The sequence below is a fragment of the Rhizobium sp. WW22 genome, assembly GCF_047041135.1.
Taxonomy (GTDB): domain Bacteria; phylum Pseudomonadota; class Alphaproteobacteria; order Rhizobiales; family Rhizobiaceae; genus Rhizobium.
Map to the genome: position 1 here is coordinate 3,719,620 of NZ_CP178198.1, position 23,408 is coordinate 3,743,027.

The following is a 23,408-nucleotide window of genomic DNA, read 5'->3' on the forward strand; positions in this document are numbered from 1 at the left end:
GCACGGCGCAGACATGGCGAATTGACTGTCTTATTCCGGGAAGGAGGACGAACGTCACATTCGACAGCACGGGCGGGAGAGCGCGCCCGAACGGTCATTGCCAAGCACGGGCCGCCCAAGGAACGAAGCAATGACTTTTCTATTCAGCATGTCACTTCCTCAATTGGCGTTGTACTTGTTAGGGCCCCAGTAGCAGAGACCCGGTGAGTGCACCATTATCCACTGTATTAGTAGATAATAGCAGCCGCATCTTCAGAAACATATTCCGAAAGATGTCAAAATATCGACGATCGGGAAAATAAAATTCCGAGCTCCGGAGGTTGCAGGGAAGGTTGTCTTAATTGCCTTCTCATTGCCACCCGTGCCCGGTAAGGCTCGCCGATCACCGGGACAGAGATAGGAGCTGCCGCGAGATTCGACAATGCCCCGGCGCATTAAAATTCACCTGCCGCTAAAACACCTAAATGGTTAATGGCGCGCCGGGATCGTCAAAATCCATCTTCCAGCACCTTTTCCAGGGCCGTCACAAAGAAATCGGCGCTCTCCGGTGCGAGGCATAGCGGCGGTTTGATCTTCAACACGTTTAGGTGATCGCCAGTCGGCTGCATGAGGACTCCGAGATCGAGCAGGCGCTCGCAGATCGCAGCCGTCTCCTCGGTGGCCGGCGTCAGGCTTTCGCGGTCGCGCACGAATTCGACGCCGAGATAAAGCCCCGTGCCATGCACGGCGCCGATCAGCGGGAAGCGATCCATGAGAGCGATCAGCCCGGCCTTCAGCCGGTCGCCGATGACGCGGGCATTTTCCTGTAGATTCTCATCCCTAAGGATATCGAGCACGGTGAGGCCGACGACGCAGCTGACCGGGCTGCCGCCGGCGGAAGAAAAGAAATAGCCTTCTTTTTCCAGCGATTCGGCGATCTCGCGTCGGGTGATGACGGCGCCGAGCGGATGGCCGTTGCCCATGCCTTTGGCGATTGTGATGATATCGGGCACGACGCCCTGGGTTTCGAAGCCCCAGAAGTGTTCGCCGAGCCGGCCGTAGCCCACCTGCACTTCGTCGGCTATGCAAAGGCCGCCACACTGCCGTACTGCATCGTAGACGCCGGCAAGATAGCCATGCGGCAGCGCGATACCGCCGGCATTGCCATAGACCGGCTCGGCGATGAAGCCGGCAAGCCCCTGTCCCTTTTCATCGATGGCCTGCAACTTGGCCGTGACATCGTTGAGATAGTCGATCCCCGAATCTGGGCCGCGGAACGGGCCGCGATAGGTATTGGGAGACAGGACAGGATGCACCCACTCCGGCCGTGTCGTCAGCGCCTGCGGATTGTCGGCAATCGAGGTGGAGACGGCATCGCTCGCAACGGTCCACCCGTGATAGGCCTCCAGCAGGCAGAGCATGTTCCTCTTGCCCGTGTGCGCCCAGGCGAGGCGGATCGCAAGATCATTGGCTTCCGAGCCGCTATTGACGAGGAAGACGCTGTCGAGTCCATCAGGCGCCAGCGCCGCCAGCCGCTCGGAGAATTCCGCGACAGCGGCATAGTGGAAGCGAGAGTTGGTATTGAGGCGAGACCATTGCTGGGCGATTGCTGCCGTCAGGCGCGGATGGGCATGTCCGAGCGTCGTCACGTTGTTGACCATGTCGAGGTAGCAGCGTCCCTGCGTATCGAACAGGAATTCGCGCCAGCCGCGCTCGATTTGCGGCGGGAACTCGTAATAGTGCTTCTGCGGCTTGGCGAAGCGGGCGTTGCGCAATGACAGCAGCGTGGATGGATCCGGCCGCGGCGCTTCGCAGGCCGGGTTCAAGAGAGCAGCAGGCGAGGGGGAGATGGCTGACCAGCCCTCTGCCTGATCCGCTGTCGCGAAGAGCGGCGGCACAAGGCCGGGCACGCGGCAAAGCTGGATGCGCAATCCCCCGATTGCCGAGCCCTCGCTGCCGATGGTCCCGATTGTAGCTCCTTGCTCGACGGCCGCTCCATCCTCAAGAGCACTCTCGATGCCGTCGAGATGCAGGCTCACTTCGTCGCCGACCAGCACGAAATGCTGGCCTTGCCGTTGCAGCAGGCCGGCAAAGGGTGCGGCGACAGCGGCGCCCGCCGGTAGGCAGATATCGCAATGCAGGGCGAAATTCTGCGGCTGTATCATGTTAAGCGGCGCGGCGAGAGACAGGCGGAATTCACCGTAGCGCGTCGCCGCAGTTCCGGAGGCGATTGCCGCTTGGGCAAGCAGCCGCCAGTCCATATCCGGCTTCTGCCAGTTGCCGTCGATAAAGTCGGGGCCGGTGACGGAAAGATCGATCGCGGCAATCTGCGAGGGATCGATGTCGGGCAGTAGCGGCGCCCAGCCGTCAGTCGCGATTGGCGCGACATCGAAGCCGATCGCCTTGAGGATCGCGGCTTCCATCACATCCGGCTGTGCGCCGGTCGCGACATCGAAAATCTCACGTTCGAAATCGAGATTGCCGCGCACATACTCATTGTCGGGGTCGATGGCAAGCTGTTGTTCGCTGCTGGCAGTAAGGATGACGGCGCGCGCGACGATCAGCGGCCAAAGCGCCTTGCCCTCTGCCTCTGTCAGCGGATAGACCGCATGATAGCCCTTGATGGCGGGAAGGATGTAGAAGGGGTTGCCGTCCGCATGGTGCAGCAATGATGCGCAGGTGACGGCGAGATCGCCGACCAGCCAGCCCTGAATGATATCACCGAAATCGATAACGCCGTCGGGGACGAGCTGTCCATGAGCATCCGGATGGCTGACGACGTTGTCGTCGGTGACATCGTGATGCACGGGCTGCACGCGCAATTCGCTTGCCAGCGGCTGGATGCGCTTGACGGCCGCCACCATTGCCTTGGCGATGCGGTCGCGCGCCTCGTGGTCCGTGATCGCCGACAGCAGCTGCACGGCGACCGGCCCGGCGCGCCGCAGGTCCCATTGCAGGTTTCGATGAAGACCGGGATGGTCGAAATCGGCAAGATCTCGGGCAAGCCGGGCCGAAAGTGCGCCTAAGCCTGCGGCTGCGGCAGGCGACAGATGCCTGCGCCGCGTCAGCGTCTGGCCCGGAAGAAAGCCGAGCAGCCGAACGAGATAATCCTGTTCACGAAGGGTAACGGTGAGAATATCGCGGCCATTGAGAGAGGGCACAATTTCAGGCACGCGCGGCGCGTCCGGCTTGGCGTGCAGGTGACGGATCGCGGCGTTCTGCGCCTCGAGCTCGACCAGCTCGTATTCCGCCCGGCAGATCTTCAGCACATAGGCATTATCGCCGGCATCGATGCGGTAGTTGCGGTCCTGCTGACTGCCGAGCTCGGTCAGCGTCCCGCTCAGGCCGTAATGCATCTGCAGGATTTCGGCCGCCTCGTCCGGCGTCACGTCCGGTCTCGGCAGTTGCATACGGTTCACGAGCGTGGCGTCGGCCATGGCATCCCCCCGGATGGTTCATTTGCATCGACACTAAACCATTCCATATTAAAGAAAATTACCCAAAGCAGATAGGGCTGTCGAGCGATGGGACGGAAGATAGGCCACGGAATGCAGCCGGCTAGCCGTAAGGGCCTATTCGACCTCGATGGAATAGCTGCAACCGGCCAGCGTCTTACCGGGATGGGTATCGACTGTGGAGACGTTGAGCGAGATGCGCGTTTCCAACACGGTGTCCGAATTTGCCTGCTGATCCTTGTGTGACAGAACGACCTTCTCGCCAAGAAACTTGTTCGGCTGATCGACCGAGGCTGTCACGCCAAGCTGTTTGGCCAGCGAATGAGAATCTGCCTCATCGAGCACGGCGAGGGGGCCTGTGGAGGTAAAGACGATCCTGTTCGTCCGCCGTCCGAAGACGGTCACAGGCAACGAAAGCTGGAATTCGCGCAGAAAGGGATTGTCCGACGGCAGCTCGCTCATACCGAACTGCTTCATGGCTTTGGCGCTTTCTGGCCCGGTCAGCCATAGAGCGAAATTATTGTAGCTGGGCACGTCGTATGTCGTGCATTCGATCAGCTTGGCGAGATCGATCTTGGAAGGGTCATCTTGCGTTGTTGCTGCATGCGACGCTGGCGCGCTCAAAAGGAACGCCGCGAGCAGCAGCGTTCCATTGCGGTAGAATGACATGTCCTCTCCTTAGTCTCCGGGCGATTCGAGAACGGTGATATCAAATCGCGCGCCGGAGCGAAAAGGAAAGAAAGGTGGCCCAAATCGAGCCTCGGTGCCTCACCCCATGCGCTCGGAGGCATAGGAACCCGGGCTTGCCGGGAAGACGACGGTGCGGTTGCCATTGAGGAAGGTGCGATAGTGGATATGGGCATGGATGGCGCGGGCGAGAACCTGGCTCTCCACATCGCGGCCGATCGAGACATAGTCCTCTGCGGACTGCGCATGCGTGATGCGCGCCGTATCCTGCTCGATGATCGGACCCTCGTCGAGATCGGCCGTTACATAATGCGCCGTCGCCCCGATCAGCTTCACCCCGCGCTCATAGGCCTGCTTGTAGGGGTTCGCGCCCTTGAACGACGGCAGGAAGGAATGGTGGATGTTGATGATCCGGCCCGACATCTTCTGGCACATGGAATCCGACAGGATCTGCATGTAGCGCGCCAGCACGATCAGCTCGGTGCCGGTCTGCTCGACCACGTCCATGATCCGGGCTTCCGCCTCCGGCTTGTTGGCCTTGGTCACCGGAATATGGTGGAAGGGGATGTCATGATTGACCACCACCTTCTGGTAATCGAAATGGTTGGAGATGACGCCGACGATGTCGATCGGCAGGGCGCCGATCTTCCAGCGATAGAGCAGGTCGTTGAGGCAATGGCCGAAGCGCGACACCATCAGCAGCACCTTCATGCGCTTCTTGGCATCGTGGATCTCGACGTCCATGGCGAACTTCTCGGCGATCGGCTTGAAGCCTTCGGCCAGCGCCGTCTCACCGACACCTTCTTCCGAGATGAAGGAGACGCGCATGAAGAACATGCCGGTGTCGAGATCGTCGAACTGGCTGGAGTCGACGATGTTGCAGCCCTGCCCGGCCAGATAGTTCGAGATCGCCGCAACGATCCCGCGCGTCGATTTGCACGCAACTGTCAATACATAGCTCGTCATGTCTCTTCTCTTCTATCCCGAGGATGTCCGCCTGCTTAGATGAAATCGGAGGTCTGGGAAATACCTCCCCCCAGTCATGTTTCGACGGATATTTAGGCAGGATGACGGGCAAAAAGCCGTTCCCGTTGCGTCTTCGAACGGCGTATCCCCGCCTCAGCCGCTGGTTGCCAGCGAAAGCTCTTGTGGCCGTTTCGCCAGACTTCCCTCGTTGAATTTTAGGAATCCCACAAGAAGCCAGACGAGCCCGGCCGTCTTCATGGAGAAGATCGCCGTCGAGCCGATCATCAGATTGAGGAAGAGGAAAAGGGAAAGCGCATGGCCAAGGCGTCGCTGGTTGACCGTTTCACCGCCCGGATAGAGCGAGGCGTAGAGCCAGAACAGGATCAGGCCGAAGATGGTGGCGCCATAGATGATGTAGACATATCCGCTGTCGAAGAAGATGCCGACCTGATCGAGCTGCAGGCCGATCGTGCTCTGCAGATCCATGCCGAGGAACGCTTTCACCGTGCCATTGATGCGCCCGACGAAATTATCGCCCGTCACGCTCGGCTCGAGCGCGTGAATGACGAAGCCGACTACGATGATCCCGGGCATCGTCAGTAGGTCGAGTGTCTTCGGGAGCCATGGATAGATGAAATAGCCGGCAACGCAGACGAGGCTGAATATCAGCATCGTGCGCGTGTCATTCGTCAGTAGGATCAGCACGACCGTCGAGAAGAATAGCAGACGGTCGAATAATCCCAGGCGATTGGAAAAGCTGATCAGATACAGCACCATCACGCCGCAGAAATTGGCAAGCGAGACCTGCTCCAGGAAGATGGAGGACGATCGGTGGTCGATCAGGCCGAAGGAGAACCGGCCCTCGAAGCCGAGCGCGCCGCGAAACAGGCCGATATCGCTATAGGTCGCCGGCGGCACGCCGCGCGTATTCTGGAAATATTCGGCCGGATGGAACAGCGCGACATATTCCTTGACCGAAACGATTTCCAGGACAAGCACGGCAAGCACGATGAAGCATGAAATCTTGAATGCGAGCTTGACGGTGCGCTCGTTGGCCAGCCGCCCCATGATCGAAAAGGCGAAGATGATCATCACATTGCGGAGATGATCGATATAGGCCTGCTTGTTGATGGCGATGACGAAGATCGTCAGCACGATCGTCAGCAGCAGGTAAAGGAGCGGCGCTATGTCCTCCTCATATATGCCCTTCGTCAGCAGATAGGTGAAAGCGGCGACCTGCAGCAATATTTCGGACAAGACGACCGCGCTCGGCGTCAACGGCGTGATATTGTGATTGATGAAGGCCAGGATGCAGTTATAGCAGACCGCCAGCAGCGAAATCGTGAGAATGACGAAATTGATCGGCTGCTTTTCGCCTGAACGTTGCATGAGATATCCGAGGTCGTGGCGTCTTCACTGGCCGCGGCAACATATCAGCCCGATGATTCGCGACAAAGGGCCGGGTTGCCCGTCAGCGGTCATTTCGCCGGCCTGACCAGCGCGCATGAGGCCGCCAGGGGCGACTTTCGGCTCAGGTCCTCGGCAAGAACCTTCATCTGCGGCTTGTCGCGACCATTGCGCGGCTGGACGTTGAGTGGTTCCTCAGGCGGCCACCAATCACCGGCAGCCCAATAGGTCCAGCCGAGCCAGACGTCGCTGTTGGCGTCCATGACGTGGAGCATCTGCCCCAGGCCATCGAGGCAACCATCATTGGCGGCGACGCCGAATTCGCCCAGAAATCCGCGTTTGCCGTTCTTGCGCAGCCAGTCGGTGACGTCATTCATGCCCTTCACGGCATTGTCGGTGCCATCGCAGACCGGGTGCGTGCCGGAACTGTCGGAATCCAGATATTGGTGAAATTCAAAGGCGTAGAAATCGAGCGGATCCTTGACGCCGAGCATGACCGTTCCATTTGCGCCACCGCCAAGCACATCGACGGACCAGCTGTGTGCGCCCGTCCAGTTCGTGCCCGGCACGAGAACGAGATTGCGAGCGCCGACGGTACGGATGCTGCGGATCGCGGTATTGGCAAGTTCGAGCCAATCGGGCGCCTTAAGGTCGTGCGGTTCGTTCATCAGGCCGAAAGCGACGCCCTTGCGGTTGGAGAACTCGACCGCGAGCCGCGCCCAGAAATCACCGAATGCGAGATCCGTCGCGGGAGGCTGCTTGAGCTGCGTCTTGTCGTAATAGGCATAATTATGCGGGTCGAGAACGACTGCCATTCCGTGCTTCTGGATGAGGTCGACGGCATCCTTCAGGCGCTTCAGCTCGTCACCGTCAAACGAGGCCCCGAGCACCGGCTGCAGCCGTTCCCAGCGAAAGGGCAGGCGGATCGTGTTCATGCCCTTTTCGGCAAAGTAGCGCACGGTCTGTTCGGACGGATAGGTGTAATTGACATTGATGACCCCACCGCGTTCGCCATATTCCGCTCCGGAGAGATTGACGCCGCGATAACACAGTTGCGTGGCCGCGAATGCACCTCCAGCGTCCGTCGTGAAAGCAAGCATGACGGCCGCCGCTAGCAGGCGTCGTAGAGACTTCTTCATCGATGCGGTCATGGCATGTCCCTGTCTTCCGTGCGGCTATGGCTCTTCATAGGAAGCATGGTGTTGAGCAATGATGAAAGGATGGGTTGCGTTGACGCCCGCGGCGCGATTTCCTGGAAGCGTCCTTAATGTTCCGTTAGCCAAACCTTTCTAAACTTCAGGCGTCTGCTGCGTGGAATCCGCCTGCGAAGCACTGAAAGTCTGTAATGAGCTCAATGGAACGAAGCCAGCGATCGGACCGACTTGCGGGTTGGCGCGACACCGAGCCGTCTGATGGACGGCGCGATGGTGTGCGCCCGCGCAGTCCTGTCTTGCGCCCTCGGGATTTCGTTGTCGCAGCCGAGCCCGTAGCACATTCCGAAGAGCCCAAAGCGCCTATCGTGGACGCCGGCGTTCTGCAAAGCCCACCGAAGCGATCCGATGCAGAGGAGCCGGTGGTACCAGGCCCCATTGCCGAGCCGGTTGTTGCTGCGGCGACCCCGACCGTCGAACAGGTTGCTGCTTCGCCGGTGTCTGCCGCTGTTTCGACGGCATCGGTACCGGCGGTGAAGTTGCCGTTGCTCGATCTCCGATCGGCCATCGCTTCGATCTGGGCAAAGAAGCTTGTGGTTCTTGCCCTGGCAGGCGCCGGCGCGGTACTGGGCGGCGCTGTCATTCCCCTTATTCCGCAGAAGTTCACCGCCGAGACCAGCCTCTATTTCGACCCCCGCCCGGTCGGCGGCTCCGATTCCGCCCAGCAGGCGCCGACGCCGCCTGAGTTGATCACCACGATGATCGAAAGCCAGACGCAGATCCTGTCTTCGGGCAAGGTGCTCGGGCGCGTTGTGGATGCATTGAGGCTCGATCAGGACCCGAAATTCAATGGCGGCGCCACCGGCGAGGCGGCAAAATATGTGGCCACGGCCGCCCTGGCGAAAGCCGTTCAGATCGCCCGCGAATCCAGCACCTATGTCGTGACTGCGAAAGTGACGACGGGCGATCCGCAGAAATCGGCTGGGATCGCCAATCAGCTCGTCACCTCCTTTCTGGAGGAAGAGAGCAAGGCGGCGTCGAATAGCTTCAAGAGCAGCAATACGGCGTTGGACAGCCGCCTTGAGGATTTGCGCCAGCAGGTGCTCTCAGCCGAAAAGGCTGTCGAGACCTACCGCGCCGACAACGATATGGTGGCCGTCGAGGGCAATCTGATTTCCGACAAGCGCCTGACCGCGCTGAACGACCTGCTTATCACCAGCCAGCAGAAGACGATCGAGGCGAAAGCCCGAGCCGATGCAGCCGGAAAGCTCAGTTTCGAGGAAGTCGTCTCCAACAATCCTTCGTCGGGGGTGACGTCGACCGCATTGAGCAGTCTGCGGCAGCAATATGCGACGATGGCAGCCAATGTCGGAAGCCTGCAAAGCCTGCTCGGCGCCCGCCACCCGCGCCTGCTCGCCGCGAAGTCCTCGCTGGAAAGCCTCGCCGCGGAAATCCGGGCGGAGCTGCAACGGCAGATGACATCGGCCCGCGCCGATTACGAGCAGGCGCAGAAGGCCGAGCAGGATATCGCCAAGGAACTTGCCGTGCAGAAGGCCTCGCAGGTCAACACCTCGGGCAAGCTCGTCAGCCTGAACGAGCTGCAGCGCAAGGCGACCGCGGCGCGCGATCTTTATGAATCGCTTCTGAAACGGTCCGGACAGGCGAGCGATGCTCACGATCTGTCGCAGAGCAATATCCGCGTCATCTCCGAGGCGGAAGCGCCACTGAAGGCCGATGGGCCGAGCCGCAAGGTGATGATGGTGGCCGGTCTTATCGCCGGAGCGATCTTCGGTGCCGGTCTCGGCATGGCGTTTGCCATTCTCATCGGTCTGTTTCGGCATCCGATTATCCGCAGCTATTTCGGCAAGTGACCGCCGTTCCATCTTTTCGTTTCGGCGGCTTTTTCAGCATTGAGGATGCAATTGCGCGCCGACTGTTCTAAATGTAAATCGGCGCTGCAGATGATCGGATCTTGCTAATGGAAGCGCGATCTGCTCATTACGCGTTGTATGATACTTTGTGAGACAATCTATGCGAGAAAAGCGGTGCGCTGCTCCGATGACTGGCGCCAGGGAAAACTGACCGATGGTGCCCGCGGATAAACTCGTTCTGCCGTTTCTGGCTTTGCCGCGCTCTACCAAGCGCGCGCTTGCGCTGCTGGTCGATGCCAGCCTATGCGTGCTGACGGTCTGGTTTGCTTACTGTCTCCGCCTCGACGATTGGGTCATTCTCGAAGGCGTCGAGTGGCTGCCGGCCATCGTCTCCCTTCTGCTCGCCATTCCGATCTTCATCGTTCTCGGCCTTTATCGTGCGATCTTCCGCTATGCCGGTCTTTCGGCGTTCGTGACGGTCGTCAAGGCGGTGGCGATCTATGCGCTCGCCTTCATGACGGTTTTCACCGCGATCAGCGTGCCGGGCGTGCCGCGCACGGTCGGTATCTTGCAGCCGCTGCTATTGCTGATCGCGATCGGCCTGTCGCGCATGTGGACGCGCTACTGGCTCGGTAACGCCTATCAGCGCCTTCTCAACCGCAATCAGCTTGGCAAGGTGCTGGTCTACGGCGCGGGTGCTTCCGGGCGCCAGCTTACAGGCGCCCTTGCCAACAGCGCCGAACTGAACGTTGTCGGTTATCTCGACGACGATCGCAATCTGCACGGCAGCATCATGGGCGGCCTGCCGATCTACGATCCTGCCGATCTGCCGGCGCTCGTTGTCTCGGGCGAGATCAAGGGCGTATTGCTCGCCCTGCCGAACGCCACGCGGCAGCGGCGCAACGAAATCCTCGAAGACATGCGCAAGGCCCGCGTCACCGTGCGGACCATGCCCGATCTGACGGCGCTTGCGCAGGGCCGCGTCGCGGTTTCGGATCTGCGTGAGCTTGACATCGAAGACCTGCTCGGCCGCAACGTGATCGCTCCCGACCGCGGCCTGATCGAGAAGAACATTCGCGGCAAGGTCGTCATGGTCACCGGCGCCGGCGGCTCGATCGGCAGCGAACTCTGCCGCCAGATCCTGAAGAACGGCCCGTCCGCCCTGCTGCTGATCGAGCAGAGCGAGTTCGCCCTTTATGCCATCCATGGCGAACTGGAGAAGACGGCCGCTTCCGCCGGTTATGCCGATATACGGATCATTCCCTTCCTGGCGTCCGTGCGGGATGGCCAGCGGATGAGGCAGATCATGCAGGCCTGGCGGCCGAAGACCGTCTATCATGCCGCCGCCTACAAGCATGTGCCGCTCGTCGAATACAATCCCGCCGAAGGCATCCGTAACAATGTGCAGGGAACGCAGATAGCGGCCGAGGCTGCGCGCGATCATGGTGTCGAAAATTTCGTCCTCATCAGCACCGACAAGGCAGTGCGCCCGACCAACATCATGGGTGCGAGCAAGCGGCTGGCGGAAATGGTGCTGCAGGCTATGGACGCCGATCGCAAACCCGGCACCGACAGTACCAATTTCGCCATGGTGCGCTTCGGCAACGTGCTAGGCTCCTCCGGTTCGGTCGTGCCCCTCTTTCGTCAGCAAATCCGCGACGGCGGACCGATCACGCTCACGCATCCCGATATCACCCGTTATTTCATGACAATTCCCGAGGCGTCGCAGCTTGTGATCCAGGCGGGCGCGATGTCGGGCGGCGGCGACGTATTCCTGCTCGACATGGGCGAACCGGTGCGCATTGCCGATCTCGCACGCCGCATGGTGGAACTGTCCGGTCTGACCGTGCGGGATCAAGACGAGCCTGACGGCGATATCGAGCTCGAAATCACCGGCCTGCGGCCGGGCGAGAAGCTCTATGAAGAGCTATTGATCGGCGACAACCCGCAGCCGACCAGTCATCCGCGCATCATGCAGGCCAAGGAAGACTTTCTCCCATGGCCGGAGCTGTCGAAGCGGCTTGCCGCACTTGAGGCGGCGCTGGATGAAAACGACATTCCTCTGGCCAGAACTCTGCTGCAAAATCTCGTTTCCGGCTATACGCCAAGCAGCGAAGTGGTCGATCTGGTCTATCGTGAGCGCGAGACGGATCTGACGGTCGACCAACCGAACCTTGATAACGTCGCGCAGCTATAGACGCGTGCCCTGTCACGATACCGGCGCCTCCTGGAGCAATTCCAGGAAAAGTGCGCAGCGATTTTCCGGTCCGGCTTGGCGCCGCTGCTACCGCTTCGTCGCGATGGCGTAGTACCAGCGGCGCACCTGATCGCAGGTGCGGAACCAATGTGCCGTCAGCCGCAACAGGGGGTGCCGCTTTACGGCGCGGTAATGTACGCGCTTGCCGATCGTGGTATCGGCGCGATGGGGGCTGAAGTCGACAAGATTTTCAAAGGTCGTGAATGTCTCGACGCCGGTGGACCAACCGCGTTCCAGGGCGACGTCATAGGGAAGAAGCATGGGCTTCAGCGTCGTCAGCAGCTTCTTGGCAGCCTTGCGGTTGACGATGTAACAGGCAGCTGAGCCCTGCGGACCATGCATGCAGCGGCCGACAACGTCATTTTCACTGGTTCCGTGGATCGGTTTGAAGCCGACGAGACGATGGTTAACGAGTTTGACGAGACGGGCGCCTTTAGCGCCGTCCATCGCCGCGATCGCGCGCGGTATCAGCCTCTCGTTGAGCTCGACATCATCTTCGATGATGATCGCCATCCTGTCGCCGCTGGCGACAAATTGCTCGAGGGCGATGAGATGGCTGCGATAGCATCCGTATTCTCCCGGCAGGAGCTTACGGCCGTTATGATACATGAATGAAGGTGGGTGGAAATCGACGCGATCCGCGTCAGCGATGACGCGGCCGTCGACAGCGGGAATGCGGGTAATATGCAGATCGAGTTCGACAGCCTGCTTGCAGAGCCGCTCCCACCGATCACGCGAGCGATCGAGGTTGATGACATAGATGGAAACCTGCTGAGCGATATCGTCAGCAGTCCCGGGATCAGGGAAGGGAGGAACACGATTAGTCTGTTCGAGAATGACTGTTACTCCTGCAAACAGAAATCGCGGCGACTGCAACTGAGATGACAATTTCCGTACTATATAACATGCTTATGACTTGTCGCAAACGGCTGCCGCACGTCTGTGTTGTATTTGCAGATAAAAGCATTTTTTTTGGTGTAACGTAGCGTGAATGGCCGGCCGCGGCTGGAGGGAAGCCGCCGCTTATGCGCGATTTTGGTCCTAGAACCCGTTGGCGCATGACTGCGGCCCCACTATATCTATTGTATGCGGCGTATGATCGTTGCGCTCGCATCTGCAAAGGAGCGTAGCAGTTCATGTGGGTCAAATCGAAAATCGCCATTGCTGTCCTGTCCTTTGCAGCCTTGATGCCGGCGGTCGCCCTTGCCGACAATCCGCTCCTGCCCAAGCCATATGTCGCTCCCGTCTATCCTTACAAGGACCTTCCCGGAGTTACTGCGCCCAAAATGGCTGATGACGAGAAGTTTCAATGTCATACTGCCACTGTCTACGCGGATTATTTTCACGAAGGACCATTCTATCGTGGCCTGCCGCGCCTCGGTTACGTTTGTGATCAGAATGGCGTCATTTCCAGCAGCACCAGAAAACCGAACTACCAATATTGGCAGTATAACGGCCCGGACAGATAGGTCGCAGGCACTTTGCCGATTTAAGCAGCAGCGTTGAGCGCCATCGCAATCAAAGCGAGCGTGGCTTGCGCGTCAATGTCGCGCAAGTTTTGTCATTTTCTGAAAATAAATTTCATGTTTCTCGTAAAATGCGCGAACGTCGTTGACGAATGCGAAAATTTGTCCCAAGCTTACGAAAATAAATTACGTAATGGGAACTCAAAAGCATGCGCGTTGGAATCATTGGGCTGGGATTCCGCCTGGGCTACCTGGGCTATGTCTTCAAGGCGATCGATGAGAGCTTCGAGATTGCCGGCTATGTCGATCCGGCGCCGGCGGGCCTGCTCGGTTTGACCGAACGGGGCATATCGGCGGGGAAGGCCTATGCGACGCCCCAGGAGCTGATTGCCAACGAGAAGATCGATCTCCTGATGATCGGCTCTCCGAACCACATGCATCTCGATCACATTCGCGTCGGCCTCGAAGCCGGCCTCAAGATCTTCTGCGAAAAGCCGATCGTCACGACGATTAAGGACAGCATCGAGCTCGCCCGCCTGATGGCGAAATTCGGCCATGAGCGCTTGAACGTGGGCCTGGTGCTGCGTTATTCGCCGATGTACCGCGATCTCCTGGCCGCTCAGGCCGAAGGAAAGCTCGGCCATGTGGTTTCGATCGAGGCGGCGGAGCACATCGAGCCCTATCATGGCGCCTTTTTCATGCGTGACTGGCGCCGCTACGAACATTATTCCGGCAGCTTCATGCTGGAAAAATGCTGCCACGACCTCGATCTCTACAATGGTGTGGTCGGTGCGCGGCCGGAGCGGGTCGCAAGCTTCGGCGGCCGCAAGAGTTTCATTCCGGAAAACGATCCGGCACGGGAAGGTATCAACGATCTTGAGCTCTTCCATCGCAAGCCGAGCGGCTGGATGGGATCGGACAAGGTCTTCGACAGCGACGGCGATATCATCGATTACCAGGTGGCGATCGTCGAATATGCCAATGGCGTCGGCATGAACTTCCACACTAATCTGAACGTGCCGGACCAGTTCCGCCGTTTTGCCATCATGGGCTCGCGCGGCATGGCCGAAGGTGATTTCATCCGCGGTTACTTCAATGTCCACGAGATGCTGACCGGCAAAAAGGTGATCGAAAACACTTACGCGGCCACCACGCTTTCGCAGCATTATGGCGCCGACGAGCAGATGGCCGCCGATATCATCGCGCACGTCAAGACGGGCCTGCACCTGCCTGTGTCGACCCAGAATGCGCTGGAGGCAGGCATTCTCGCGCTATCGATGGACGAGGCGCGCATGAAGAGAGCTGTCGTCGATCTCCGACCGATCTGGGACGAGTTCGACGAAGCGCTTCATTCAAGAGCCGCCTAGGGAGGGGCGCGGGATGGGTGTTCAACGCAGCACGGTCATCTTCGCCTGGCTCCTGCTTTTTCCGGCTCTCCTCTATGTCACCGTCATCGTCGCCTATCCGCTGGTCGACACGATAATCCTGTCCTTCACCGATGCGTCGTTGAAGAAGGTGACGAATTGGGTTGGGTTCGAGAACTACGCGAAGATCTTCAACGACACTTTCGCAGGCGTCATCGTCCGCACCTTCATCTGGACCTTCTTCTCCGTGTCGATCAAGATGATCATCGGCACTTTAGGGGCCGCGCTCCTGAACTCGGCCGTTCGGGCCGCGCGCTCTTCCGCGTGCTGACCATGCCGCCCTGGATCGTGCCTATGGCGATCGGCATCTTCATGTGGGGCTGGATGTATAATGGCCAGTTCGGCATGATTTCCGGCCTGCTGCAGCGCTTCGGCATCGTTGACAGCCCCGTCGCGTTCCTGGCCTATGGCAGTACGGCCTTCTGGGCGACGATTGTCACTGACGTCTGGATCGGTGTGCCCATGGTTACTCTTTACATGCTGGCGGCCATGCAAGCGATTCCGCACGATCTCTATGAGGCGGCCTGGACTGATGGCGCCGGCCGCTTCTATCGCTTCCGCCGCATCACGCTGCCGCTGCTGGTGCCGTCTCTGGTCACCATGTCGATGCTCTCGCTGATCTCGACCTTCAATTCCTTCGACATCATCTGGATCCTGACCCGCGGCGGTCCGAACGGCGAGACGACGACGATGATCATCGACACGTATCGAACGGCGATCGGCTCCTACAAATATGGCGAGGGCGCTGCGCGTGCGGTGCTGATCTGCATCTTCCTGTCGCTCTTCTGCCTTGCCTATTTCCGCCTGACCAGCCGCTTTTCCACGGGAGCCAAGCAGCGATGAGCCACCCTTCGATGATCCATCGCTACAAGTGGTATGAGCTTATCGGCATCTATGCCGGAATCTTGCTCTTTCTGGCTTTCGTGCTGGCGCCCTTCATCGAAGGGTTCCTGGTGTCGCTGAAGCCGCTTAGCCAGCTCTTTTCGTCGCCTTACCGCTTCATCCCCGAGAACGGCTCTTTTACGGCCTATCGCACGATGTGGACGAGCGTGCCGGGTTTCGGCTGGTATATCTTCAACTCGTTTCTGGTTTCCGGATCGATCACCATCATCGTGCTGATCCTCGTCGTGCCGGCCGCCTACGCCTTCGCCCGTTTTGAATTCAAGGGATCCGGCCTGCTGCTGGGCGCGTTCCTTGCGGTCAAGATGTTTTCCGGCGCCGTGCTGCTCATCCCGCTGTTCCGGCTCATGCGTTCCTTCGGTGTGCTGAACACCTATTTCGCCATGATCGTGCCGGGTGTGGCCTTCATCATTCCCACGGGAATCTGGCTGCTGCACACCTATATCCGCCGCATTCCGCGCGAGCTGGATGAGGCGGCCTATGTGGATGGCGCAAGCCAGCTCTATACGCTGCGGCGTGTCATCTTGCCGATCGCCATGCCCGGCATCGTCGTTGTTGCGATTTCCTCGTTCATCGAGGCCTACGCGCAGCAGTTTATCTATGCTCTTACCTTCAATTCGAAGACGGAATACATGCCGCTGCCGGTTGGGCTCTTCGCCTATTTCGGCCGGCAGGAGGTCGTCTGGAATGAACTCATGGCCGCAAGTTTCGTCGGCATCGCGCCGGCTCTGGTCGTGATCTTCTTCCTGCAACGGTATCTCGTCAGCGGTCTGACCGCCGGCGCGGTGAAGCAATAAAATCAAATCAACCACCAGAGAGAACGGGAGCTTAAACGTGACATTCCATTTCAAGACAGGGCTTCTCGCCCTTGCTTTGCTCGGCTCCACCGCGCTTGGCGCCGTGAACGCCCAGGCGGCCGACAAGGAAATCAGCTGGATCTATTGCGGCGACAGCATCGATCCGATCCATGTGAAGTATATCAAGCAGTGGGAAGACAAGAATCCGGGTTGGGCCGTCAAGCCAGAGCTCGTCGGCTGGGAATTGTGCCAGGATAAGGCGACAACCCTGGCTGCAGCCGGCACGCCGGTCGCCATGGCCTATGTCGGCTCGCGCACGCTCAAGCAGTTCGCTGACAACGATCTGATCGTTCCGATCCCGATGACGGACGACGAGAAGAAGGCCTATTATCCGGGGATCGTGAATACGGTCACCATCGATGGACAGCAGTGGGGCACGCCGATCGCCTTCTCGACCAAGGCGCTCTATTGGAATAAGGACCTCTTCAAGAAGGCCGGCCTTGATCCCGAGAAGCCGCCGACCACATGGGCCGAGGAAATCGCCGACGCCAAGGCGATCAAGGAAAAGACCGGCATTCCCGGATACGGCCTCTCGGCCAAAACCTTCGACAACACCATGCACCAGTTCCTGCATTGGGTTTACACCAACAATGGCAAGGTGATCGACGGCGACAAGATCACCCTCGACAGTCCCGAAGTTCTGGCAGCTCTCCAGGCCTACAAGGACATCACGCCTTATTCGGTCGAAGGACCGACGGCCTACGAGCAGAACGAAATGCGCGCTATCTTCCTCGATGGCAAGGTCGGCATGCTCCAGGCTGGTTCCGGCGCTGCCTACCGCCTCAAGGAAACGAAGATCAACTGGGGTGTGGCACCGCTGCCGCTCGGCCCGTCGGCCAAGGGTCCGGGCACGCTGCTCATCACCGACAGCCTTGCCGTCTTCAAGGGGTCTGGCGTTGAGGACAAGGCGATCGAATTTGCCAAATTCATCACCTCTCCCGGCCCGCAGGGCGAATACGAACTCCAGGGCGGTGCCGGCCTCACGCCGCTACGCCCGTCTCCGATGGTTGACGAGTTCGTCAAGAAGGACCCTTCCTGGAAGCCGTTTATCGACGGCATCGCCTATGGTGGTCCGGAGCCGTTGTTCAAGGACTATAAGGGCTTCCAGAACGCCATGATCGCCATGGTCCAGTCAGTCGTGACCGGCCAGGCCCAGCCGGCGGATGCGCTGAAGAAGGCCGCGGCCGATCTCGAGCAGTATAAATAAGTTTGCAAGTCACCGGGCCGCGCGCATCGCGCGCGGCCTTTGGAGCCCTGCCCGCCCCTGGCGGCGCCGCGCGGAGACAGAGTTTGGGAAAGCTGCACCTTAATCAGGTCAAAAAATCTTACGGTCATTTCGAGGTCATCAAGGGCGTGGAGCTCGACGTCAATGACGGTGAATTCATCGTTTTCGTCGGCCCATCCGGCTGCGGCAAGTCGACCTTGCTGCGCATGATCGCCGGTCTCGACGATGTGACCAGCGGCGACATCAAGATCGATGGTGCCCGCGTCAATGATCTGCCGCCCGTCAAGCGCGGCATCGCCATGGTCTTCCAGTCCTATGCTCTCTATCCGCACATGTCGGTGTTCGAGAACATCGCCTTCCCGCTGCGGGTGGAGAAGATGGCGGAGGACAAGCTCAAGGCCAAGGTCGAGAATGCTGCCCGCATCCTGCACCTCGATAAACGCCTGCAGGAAAAGCCGGGCCAGTTGTCCGGCGGCCAGCGCCAGCGTGTCGCCATCGGCCGTGCTATCGTGCGCGAGCCGAAGATCTTCCTTTTTGACGAGCCGCTGTCGAACCTCGATGCAGCGCTGCGTGCCGATATGCGCATCGAGCTCGCGAAGCTGCACCGCCAGCTGCAGGCAACCATGATCTATGTGACGCATGATCAGGTCGAGGCCATGACCATGGCCGACCGGATCGTCGTCTTGAACGCCGGGGAGATATCGCAGGTCGGTGCGCCGCTGGAGCTCTATCATAAGCCGGCCAATACCTTCGTTGCCCGCTTCATCGGCAACCCGAAGATGAATTTCCTGCCCGTCACTTGCACTGGCGTCAGCGATGCGGGTGTGGAGGTGGACTACAAGGGACAAAAGGTCCTGCTGCCGGTGACGCCGCGTCCCGGCTTTGCCGGCAAGCCGCTGACACTCGGCGTCCGCCCGGAGCATGTCCAGCTCGGGGACGGCGATCTGACGTTGACAATCGTGCCGACGGTCGTGGAGCGGCTCGGCGCTCAAACGGTCGCCTATGCCACGGCCGATGGCATCGATGAGAATTTCTGTGCGACGTTGGAGGGCAGTGCGGCTATCCGCATGGACGCCCCGCTCAAGACCGGCATCCGCCTCGGCGATTGCCACCTGTTTGACGAGAATGGCCAGGCCTTCGAGCGGCGGGTGGAACTGGCAGAAATCGACATGGACCTGCTGAACCGGGCGGCCTCCTGACGGGAGCAGGCCCGGAAGCAACCCATCCGCCCTCTTGGTTCGAGACGGCCCTTTGGGCCTCCTCACCAGGAGGGCTAATCAATCTCGCCCAGCTTATGCTCGGAACTCGCTCCACCCTCATCCTGAGCCCGTCGAAGGACGAGGGTGGCCCCGATGCGACCCGCGAGTGGCGGATCGCCCTACCAGACCAGACCGCGAGCCGCTACCTCTTCTACGCGCGTCACCACGCCATCGCGATGGAACACCATCTGGTCGAAGAGATTGGAAACGACGCAGGTATGGTTCGGGATAATGCTGATCTTGTCGCCGATCTCAGGACGAGGGCCGGCGCAGTTCGACAGGTCGATGACGCCGTGCTCTTCCGATAGCCCTTTGATGATTGCATCGGGATAGCCGACCACTTGGCCATAATCGGCAAAACCAAGAAGGTCTGAGGTCAGAGCCTTGGAGCCGGCATCGATGACGGCACGGTCTTCGGTCGGGCGCGAAACGACGGTGGCGAGAATGTGCATGGCGCAATCCTCTTCCCGGCAATGGCCCGCACGCACCATGGAGCGGTCATTATAGATATAGGTCCCGGCGCGGTGCTCGGTGGCGGCCGTGACGAGATGCGCCTCGAAAAGGCTCGGCGTGCCGCCATTGCTGACGATCGGGCATTCGATGCCATCATTCTTCAGCAGCGCTACCGCTTCAACGAGGAAAGCCTGTGTCGCGGCGGCGTCGTTCGGCTTCGGATAGTTCATCAAGCCGCCGAAGACGAGACCGGGCTTGCCGGCTATATGCTTGCCGAGAGCGGCTGCCTGCGCGGGCGATTGCACACCGCAGCGCGCGCCGCCGGTATCGCATTCCACCAGCACGGTCAGCGGCTTGCGGACGGCGAACCAGTCGGAGAGTCCGTCAACCGTCACCATGCTATCCGCCACCACCTTGAGGCCGGCAATGCGGTCGTTCAAAGCCGAAAGCCGTGTCAGCTTTTCCGCCCCGAGGATATTGAAGGTGATCAGGATATCCTCGAAGCCTGCCTTGGCGAAGACTTCCGCCTCGGTGATCTTCTGGCAGTTGATGCCCTTTGCGCCGGCGGCGACCTGGGCATGCGCCAGTGCAGGGATCTTGTGCGTCTTGATATGCGGGCGGAAATTCAGTCCATGCGCATCCATGTAGGACTGCACGCGAGCAATGTTCGCAGCCAGCCGGTCTTCGTCGATGATCGGGCGCGGCGTGGAGAGGCTGTCGATCGTGTCGCCGGGCTTGGGGCCGATTTCCAAGGCGATGTCGTGAGCGATACTGGAAGCCATGTCAGGCATCTTTCCGTTCTTCTGCAAAGGGGTCCGCCACCATCGGCCAGATATCCTTTCGCGCGCGGCGGTAGGGCGTGCGCGCCGGATTGTTGGGATAAGGCGTTCCCGCGGAGCAGTAAAGGATCTGCGATGCGATCTTGGAGAAGGATGCGTAGAAGTGATTGGTCGATTTGATGACCAGGATCTTCTTCGTTCCGGGATCGATGCCCATAACGGAAAACAGGCTCGGATCGAAGCTCTGCGCGCGCGTCGAATTCAGGATGATGTCGATACCGTCGAGCTGAATGTGCGCGGCATCGCCGAAGGGAGCGAAGCTCTCGCCGAAACGCATCTCGGCATTGGGAACGAGGCGAACGATCTTGACGAGACCGTCGATCGGATTACCCGTGCCCGGCGCCGATTTCGCACCGAAGCGCAGCGGGATTTCCGCGCCTTCGCCGGCCGCCATGCAGATCTGGACGGCCATCGGGTCCCAGATCGTGCCGATCGCCGTATCGGTAGCGCCGCAGTCGAGCAATTCCTGCAGGATGACCGTAGCATCGCCTGCCGTGCCGCCGCCGGGATTATCCCAGAGATCGGCGATGACGACGGGCCCTGAGGCAGCGGCCATCGCCTCGCTCACCGCCTGCTTCTCATCGATCTGCGGCATGATGAAGGTGCCGCGCTTCGAAAAGAGTTCCAGGCCAAGATCGCGGGCGATTGCAGAGCCTTTACCCGGCTTATTATCGGTGACGACGAGCAGCTTTGTGCCCATTTCGGGCACGTCGCCCGCCATGAAGCCGTGAATGACGGAGATGGACAGAATGTCCGTATCGCTCTTTTCCATCGTCATGATCTTGTCGACGAAGGAGCGCATGGGGTCGCGCGAGGTCGGAAACACATCGATCATGCGGCAGTCGAAGACGGACATGACCGGCTTGACCCGGCCTTCCAGCGTATCGATGGCGATACGCCAGAGGTCCTCGGCGCGATCGACGAAATCCGTATGCGGGAATTCCTTGAAATAGACGAAGAAATCAGCGGCTGCGAGGCGCTTCGCCGTCAGATGGCTGTGGGGATCGAGTTCGGCGCACACCAGGATATCCGGACCGACGATCTCGCGCACGTGCGACAGGAAATCACCTTCCGTATCCTCATAACCATCCGCAACCATGGCGCCGTGCAGCCCGAGAACGACGGCATCGACAGGCGTGGCCGCGCGCAATTGCTCGAGAATTTCGTCGCGCAGTTCCTCATAGGTACGGCGATTGACAAGCCCGGCCGGGTCAGCCCAGGTGGCGGTACCCTCGATCACCTCCCAGCCCTTTTCCGCCGCGATGCGACGACCGACGGTGATCGGCGCCGTACACAGCGTCGGCGTTTCCGGGTGCGTGCCGGGCGGCGCATAGAGAGAGGCTTCGAAAGCGCGCCGATCAACGCAGATGGGGGAGAAGGTATTCGTCTCGGTCGCAAGGGCCGCGGTGAAAATGCGCAACGCTGTCGCCTCTATTCCATGGGATTCGGCAGGTAACCGGTAAAGCCGCAGATCTTCCAGTGTCCCTCATGCAGGCGGCAATAATAAAGTGTCTGCCACTTCATCACGTCGATGCTGCCATCCGATTTCTTCAGGCTGCCGTCGAACTTCTTGCGCACCAGCGCCATATCGCCTTCGATTTCGATGTCTTCGAGCGTCGTGGTGGTGAAAATGGCCGTGCGCGGATCTTCGGCAAAGGATTGTGTGGCGAAGTCGCACGCCTGGCGCAGCCACTCGTCACGATAGGCCGACAAGGTTGGGAAGGCGAGACGCCATTTATCAGGGCTGACCTCGCGCTTTCCGTCGATGCCGATGAAGCCTTCCTCGACGAAATCACCCGCGACTTTCGACCAGTCGGCGGCAAGAAAGGCATCGATGTCACGCGGAACAAGCATCTCCCAGATCGAATGCCTGGCGGTATCGCTGGCAGGGAAGGGATTCTTGAAAGGATCACGCATAGCATCCGCCGTCATTTAAATTCTTTTCATAATTTGCGATTTTCACTGGTCAAATTCTGCTTTCTATGGTCATTTGTCAACGTATCAAGAAAATAATTTGCAGGAACCGCATGGCGGCCATCGCATGTCACGGTTCCGGCGAAATGGGAACGAATGACAAGCCCCATCTGTGCCCACGCCAGTCCACAGGCGCCGGCGGATTCGATAAGATTGAGATGGATCGCGTCGCTGACTACGTGTCAAACGTGGGTGAACCAGCGACAAAGGGGAGGCTGATGGATATCTTCACGACCATGCAGGACGAGAGGGGGCGGCTTTCGCAATCGGAAATCCGCATCGCCGATATCGTCCTCAATGATTTCGAATTCGCCGTCAATGCTTCCATCATCGAGCTGGCGGGCAAGGCGGATGTCTCGCCGCCGACGGTGACGCGCTTCTGCCGGCGTCTGGGCTGCGAGAGCTTTTCCGATTTCAAGGTGCAGCTCGCGCGTACCGCCTATGTGGGCATGCGCTATCTGAAGCCCGAGCCGAAGAGCATTGCCCCGGCCGACGTCGCACAAGACATTATTACCAAGGCGCAGAACGCACTCTTCCTGCTGCATCGCGGTCTGGACGTCGCGGCGATCGAACGGGCGGCAAACCGGCTTGCCGGCGCCGAGATGATCTATGCCTTCGGTTCCGGCGGCAATTCCTCGATGATTGCGACCGAGCTGCAGAACCGCCTGTTCCGGCTCGGTCTCCGCATTACCGCGAGCTCCGATCACAGCATGCAGCTGATGATGGCGGCGGCCGCCAAGCCGACGGACGTGTTGATCGGCTCGTCCTTCTCAGGCCGTAACGCCGAGCTGGTGCGCGCCTTCACGCTGGCGCGCGAAGCCAAGATTCCGACCATAGCGCTGACGCAGAGCAACAGCCCGGTCGCCCAGGCCGCGGAAATCACGTTGCCCGTCGATCTTCCGGAAGGTGACAATATCTATCGGCCGACATCGACCCGCATCGCCTATCTCGCCGTGGTGGACATTCTCGCCAGTCTGGTCGCCTATCGCATCCAGCCGCAGGCTACGGTGACGCTGCGCCGCATCAAGCAGCAGCTCGTCGCTCACCGCGACGGCGACGATCGCCAGCTGCTGGGGGACTAGAGGATGTCGCGCAAAAGTGTGCAGCGATTTTGCGACAACGACATGCGCAAAATCAAAGACCTAAAGCGCGGAAAGCGAATCTGAAAGATCGCGACGCGCTTTAGACTGGAGCTACCGGCAAACAACAATGAGCGGCAACCTCCGCTCGGGAACGAA

17 protein-coding genes and 1 pseudogene are annotated in these 23,408 nt (G+C 59.8%); 9 read left to right on the forward strand and 9 right to left on the reverse strand.

Annotated elements, in window-relative coordinates:
- Positions 1 to 488 precede the first annotated feature (488 nt).
- The 5 genes from ACK83U_RS18090 to ACK83U_RS18110 all read right to left on the reverse strand — a co-directional run bounded on the left by ACK83U_RS18090 (position 489) and on the right by ACK83U_RS18110 (position 7,645).
- On the reverse strand, positions 489 to 3,416 hold the full coding sequence (locus ACK83U_RS18090; RefSeq protein ID WP_112610826.1) for an aminotransferase: 2,928 nt from the start codon (positions 3,414 to 3,416) through the stop codon (positions 489 to 491).
- 135 nt (positions 3,417 to 3,551) lie between these two features.
- The gene (locus tag ACK83U_RS18095; RefSeq protein ID WP_112338418.1) at positions 3,552 to 4,103 is read right to left on the reverse strand and encodes a hypothetical protein; all 552 of its coding nucleotides are present in this window, start codon (positions 4,101 to 4,103) and stop codon (positions 3,552 to 3,554) included.
- A gap of 99 nt (positions 4,104 to 4,202) precedes the next feature.
- On the reverse strand, positions 4,203 to 5,087 hold the full coding sequence (gene purU / locus ACK83U_RS18100) for a formyltetrahydrofolate deformylase (protein WP_183871302.1): 885 nt from the start codon (positions 5,085 to 5,087) through the stop codon (positions 4,203 to 4,205).
- A gap of 153 nt (positions 5,088 to 5,240) precedes the next feature.
- Entirely contained in the window at positions 5,241 to 6,476 is a 1,236-nt protein-coding gene (locus ACK83U_RS18105; RefSeq protein WP_112336827.1) for a hypothetical protein, read from the reverse strand.
- A gap of 89 nt (positions 6,477 to 6,565) precedes the next feature.
- A complete protein-coding gene (locus tag ACK83U_RS18110) occupies positions 6,566 to 7,645 on the reverse strand; it encodes a glycoside hydrolase family 5 protein (protein WP_112609173.1) in 1,080 nt (359 codons plus the stop codon).
- A 194-nt stretch (positions 7,646 to 7,839) separates the two neighbouring features.
- On the opposite strand from ACK83U_RS18110, the gene ACK83U_RS18115 reads away from it, so the two are divergent.
- The gene (locus ACK83U_RS18115) at positions 7,840 to 9,516 is read left to right on the forward strand and encodes a GNVR domain-containing protein (protein WP_112609175.1); all 1,677 of its coding nucleotides are present in this window, start codon (positions 7,840 to 7,842) and stop codon (positions 9,514 to 9,516) included.
- Between the two features lie 214 nt (positions 9,517 to 9,730).
- Positions 9,731 to 11,713: a polysaccharide biosynthesis protein gene (locus ACK83U_RS18120; protein ID WP_112609177.1), complete on the forward strand. Its 1,983-nt coding sequence runs from the start codon at positions 9,731 to 9,733 to the stop codon at positions 11,711 to 11,713.
- Positions 11,714 to 11,800: 87 nt separating this feature from the next.
- Here the strand turns inward: ACK83U_RS18120 and ACK83U_RS18125 are convergent, their stop codons facing one another.
- Positions 11,801 to 12,649 carry a glycosyltransferase family 25 protein gene (locus ACK83U_RS18125; protein WP_210290398.1) on the reverse strand — a complete coding sequence of 283 codons (849 nt, stop codon included), beginning with the start codon at positions 12,647 to 12,649 and terminating at the stop codon, positions 11,801 to 11,803.
- A gap of 260 nt (positions 12,650 to 12,909) precedes the next feature.
- Between ACK83U_RS18125 and ACK83U_RS18130 the strand changes: the two genes are divergently transcribed.
- The 6 genes and pseudogenes from ACK83U_RS18130 to ACK83U_RS18155 all read left to right on the forward strand — a co-directional run bounded on the left by ACK83U_RS18130 (position 12,910) and on the right by ACK83U_RS18155 (position 18,844).
- On the forward strand, positions 12,910 to 13,242 hold the full coding sequence (locus tag ACK83U_RS18130; protein WP_112609179.1) for a hypothetical protein: 333 nt from the start codon (positions 12,910 to 12,912) through the stop codon (positions 13,240 to 13,242).
- A 206-nt stretch (positions 13,243 to 13,448) separates the two neighbouring features.
- Complete coding sequence (locus tag ACK83U_RS18135; RefSeq protein WP_112609181.1) at positions 13,449 to 14,606, forward strand: Gfo/Idh/MocA family protein; 1,158 nt, start codon at positions 13,449 to 13,451, stop codon at positions 14,604 to 14,606.
- Positions 14,607 to 14,619: 13 nt separating this feature from the next.
- Positions 14,620 to 15,506: pseudogene (locus tag ACK83U_RS18140) on the forward strand (carbohydrate ABC transporter permease).
- Positions 15,503 to 16,360: a carbohydrate ABC transporter permease gene (locus ACK83U_RS18145; protein ID WP_041677164.1), complete on the forward strand. Its 858-nt coding sequence runs from the start codon at positions 15,503 to 15,505 to the stop codon at positions 16,358 to 16,360. Before ACK83U_RS18140 ends, ACK83U_RS18145 begins: the two are co-directional and overlap by 4 nt.
- A gap of 37 nt (positions 16,361 to 16,397) precedes the next feature.
- Positions 16,398 to 17,627: an extracellular solute-binding protein gene (locus tag ACK83U_RS18150; RefSeq protein WP_112336821.1), complete on the forward strand. Its 1,230-nt coding sequence runs from the start codon at positions 16,398 to 16,400 to the stop codon at positions 17,625 to 17,627.
- An 83-nt stretch (positions 17,628 to 17,710) separates the two neighbouring features.
- Positions 17,711 to 18,844 (forward strand): sn-glycerol-3-phosphate ABC transporter ATP-binding protein UgpC, encoded by a 1,134-nt coding sequence (locus ACK83U_RS18155; RefSeq protein ID WP_112609183.1) that lies wholly within the window; start codon positions 17,711 to 17,713, stop codon positions 18,842 to 18,844.
- A gap of 179 nt (positions 18,845 to 19,023) precedes the next feature.
- On the opposite strand, the gene ACK83U_RS18160 is transcribed toward ACK83U_RS18155, so the two are convergent.
- The 3 genes from ACK83U_RS18160 to ACK83U_RS18170 are packed head-to-tail and all read right to left on the reverse strand — an operon-like array spanning position 19,024 to position 22,113.
- On the reverse strand, positions 19,024 to 20,139 hold the full coding sequence (locus ACK83U_RS18160) for a D-TA family PLP-dependent enzyme (protein WP_412474692.1): 1,116 nt from the start codon (positions 20,137 to 20,139) through the stop codon (positions 19,024 to 19,026).
- A 1-nt stretch (position 20,140) separates the two neighbouring features.
- Positions 20,141 to 21,616 carry a M81 family metallopeptidase gene (locus ACK83U_RS18165; RefSeq protein WP_112609185.1) on the reverse strand — a complete coding sequence of 492 codons (1,476 nt, stop codon included), beginning with the start codon at positions 21,614 to 21,616 and terminating at the stop codon, positions 20,141 to 20,143.
- Between the two features lie 11 nt (positions 21,617 to 21,627).
- A complete protein-coding gene (locus tag ACK83U_RS18170; RefSeq protein ID WP_112609456.1) occupies positions 21,628 to 22,113 on the reverse strand; it encodes a hypothetical protein in 486 nt (161 codons plus the stop codon).
- Between the two features lie 275 nt (positions 22,114 to 22,388).
- Here ACK83U_RS18170 and ACK83U_RS18175 point away from each other — a divergent pair, with 275 nt between their 5' ends.
- Positions 22,389 to 23,252, forward strand: a complete 864-nt coding sequence (locus ACK83U_RS18175; RefSeq protein ID WP_015338456.1) for a MurR/RpiR family transcriptional regulator — start codon at positions 22,389 to 22,391, stop codon at positions 23,250 to 23,252.
- The last annotated feature ends 156 nt before the right edge of the window (positions 23,253 to 23,408 follow it).

Coding starts and splice junctions, on each gene's coding strand:
- ACK83U_RS18135 (WP_112609181.1), top strand. CDS start 13,449: ATGCGCGTTGGAATCATTGGGCTGGGATTCCGCCTGGGCTACCTGGGC.
- ACK83U_RS18105 (WP_112336827.1), bottom strand. CDS start 6,476: ATGCAACGTTCAGGCGAAAAGCAGCCGATCAATTTCGTCATTCTCACG.
- ACK83U_RS18170 (WP_112609456.1), bottom strand. CDS start 22,113: ATGCGTGATCCTTTCAAGAATCCCTTCCCTGCCAGCGATACCGCCAGG.
- ACK83U_RS18160 (WP_412474692.1), bottom strand. CDS start 20,139: ATGGCTTCCAGTATCGCTCACGACATCGCCTTGGAAATCGGCCCCAAG.
- ACK83U_RS18145 (WP_041677164.1), top strand. CDS start 15,503: ATGAGCCACCCTTCGATGATCCATCGCTACAAGTGGTATGAGCTTATC.
- ACK83U_RS18115 (WP_112609175.1), top strand. CDS start 7,840: ATGAGCTCAATGGAACGAAGCCAGCGATCGGACCGACTTGCGGGTTGG.
- purU (WP_183871302.1), bottom strand. CDS start 5,087: ATGACGAGCTATGTATTGACAGTTGCGTGCAAATCGACGCGCGGGATC.
- ACK83U_RS18130 (WP_112609179.1), top strand. CDS start 12,910: ATGTGGGTCAAATCGAAAATCGCCATTGCTGTCCTGTCCTTTGCAGCC.
- ACK83U_RS18090 (WP_112610826.1), bottom strand. CDS start 3,416: ATGGCCGACGCCACGCTCGTGAACCGTATGCAACTGCCGAGACCGGAC.
- ACK83U_RS18095 (WP_112338418.1), bottom strand. CDS start 4,103: ATGTCATTCTACCGCAATGGAACGCTGCTGCTCGCGGCGTTCCTTTTG.
- ACK83U_RS18175 (WP_015338456.1), top strand. CDS start 22,389: ATGGATATCTTCACGACCATGCAGGACGAGAGGGGGCGGCTTTCGCAA.
- ACK83U_RS18120 (WP_112609177.1), top strand. CDS start 9,731: ATGGTGCCCGCGGATAAACTCGTTCTGCCGTTTCTGGCTTTGCCGCGC.
- ACK83U_RS18110 (WP_112609173.1), bottom strand. CDS start 7,645: ATGACCGCATCGATGAAGAAGTCTCTACGACGCCTGCTAGCGGCGGCC.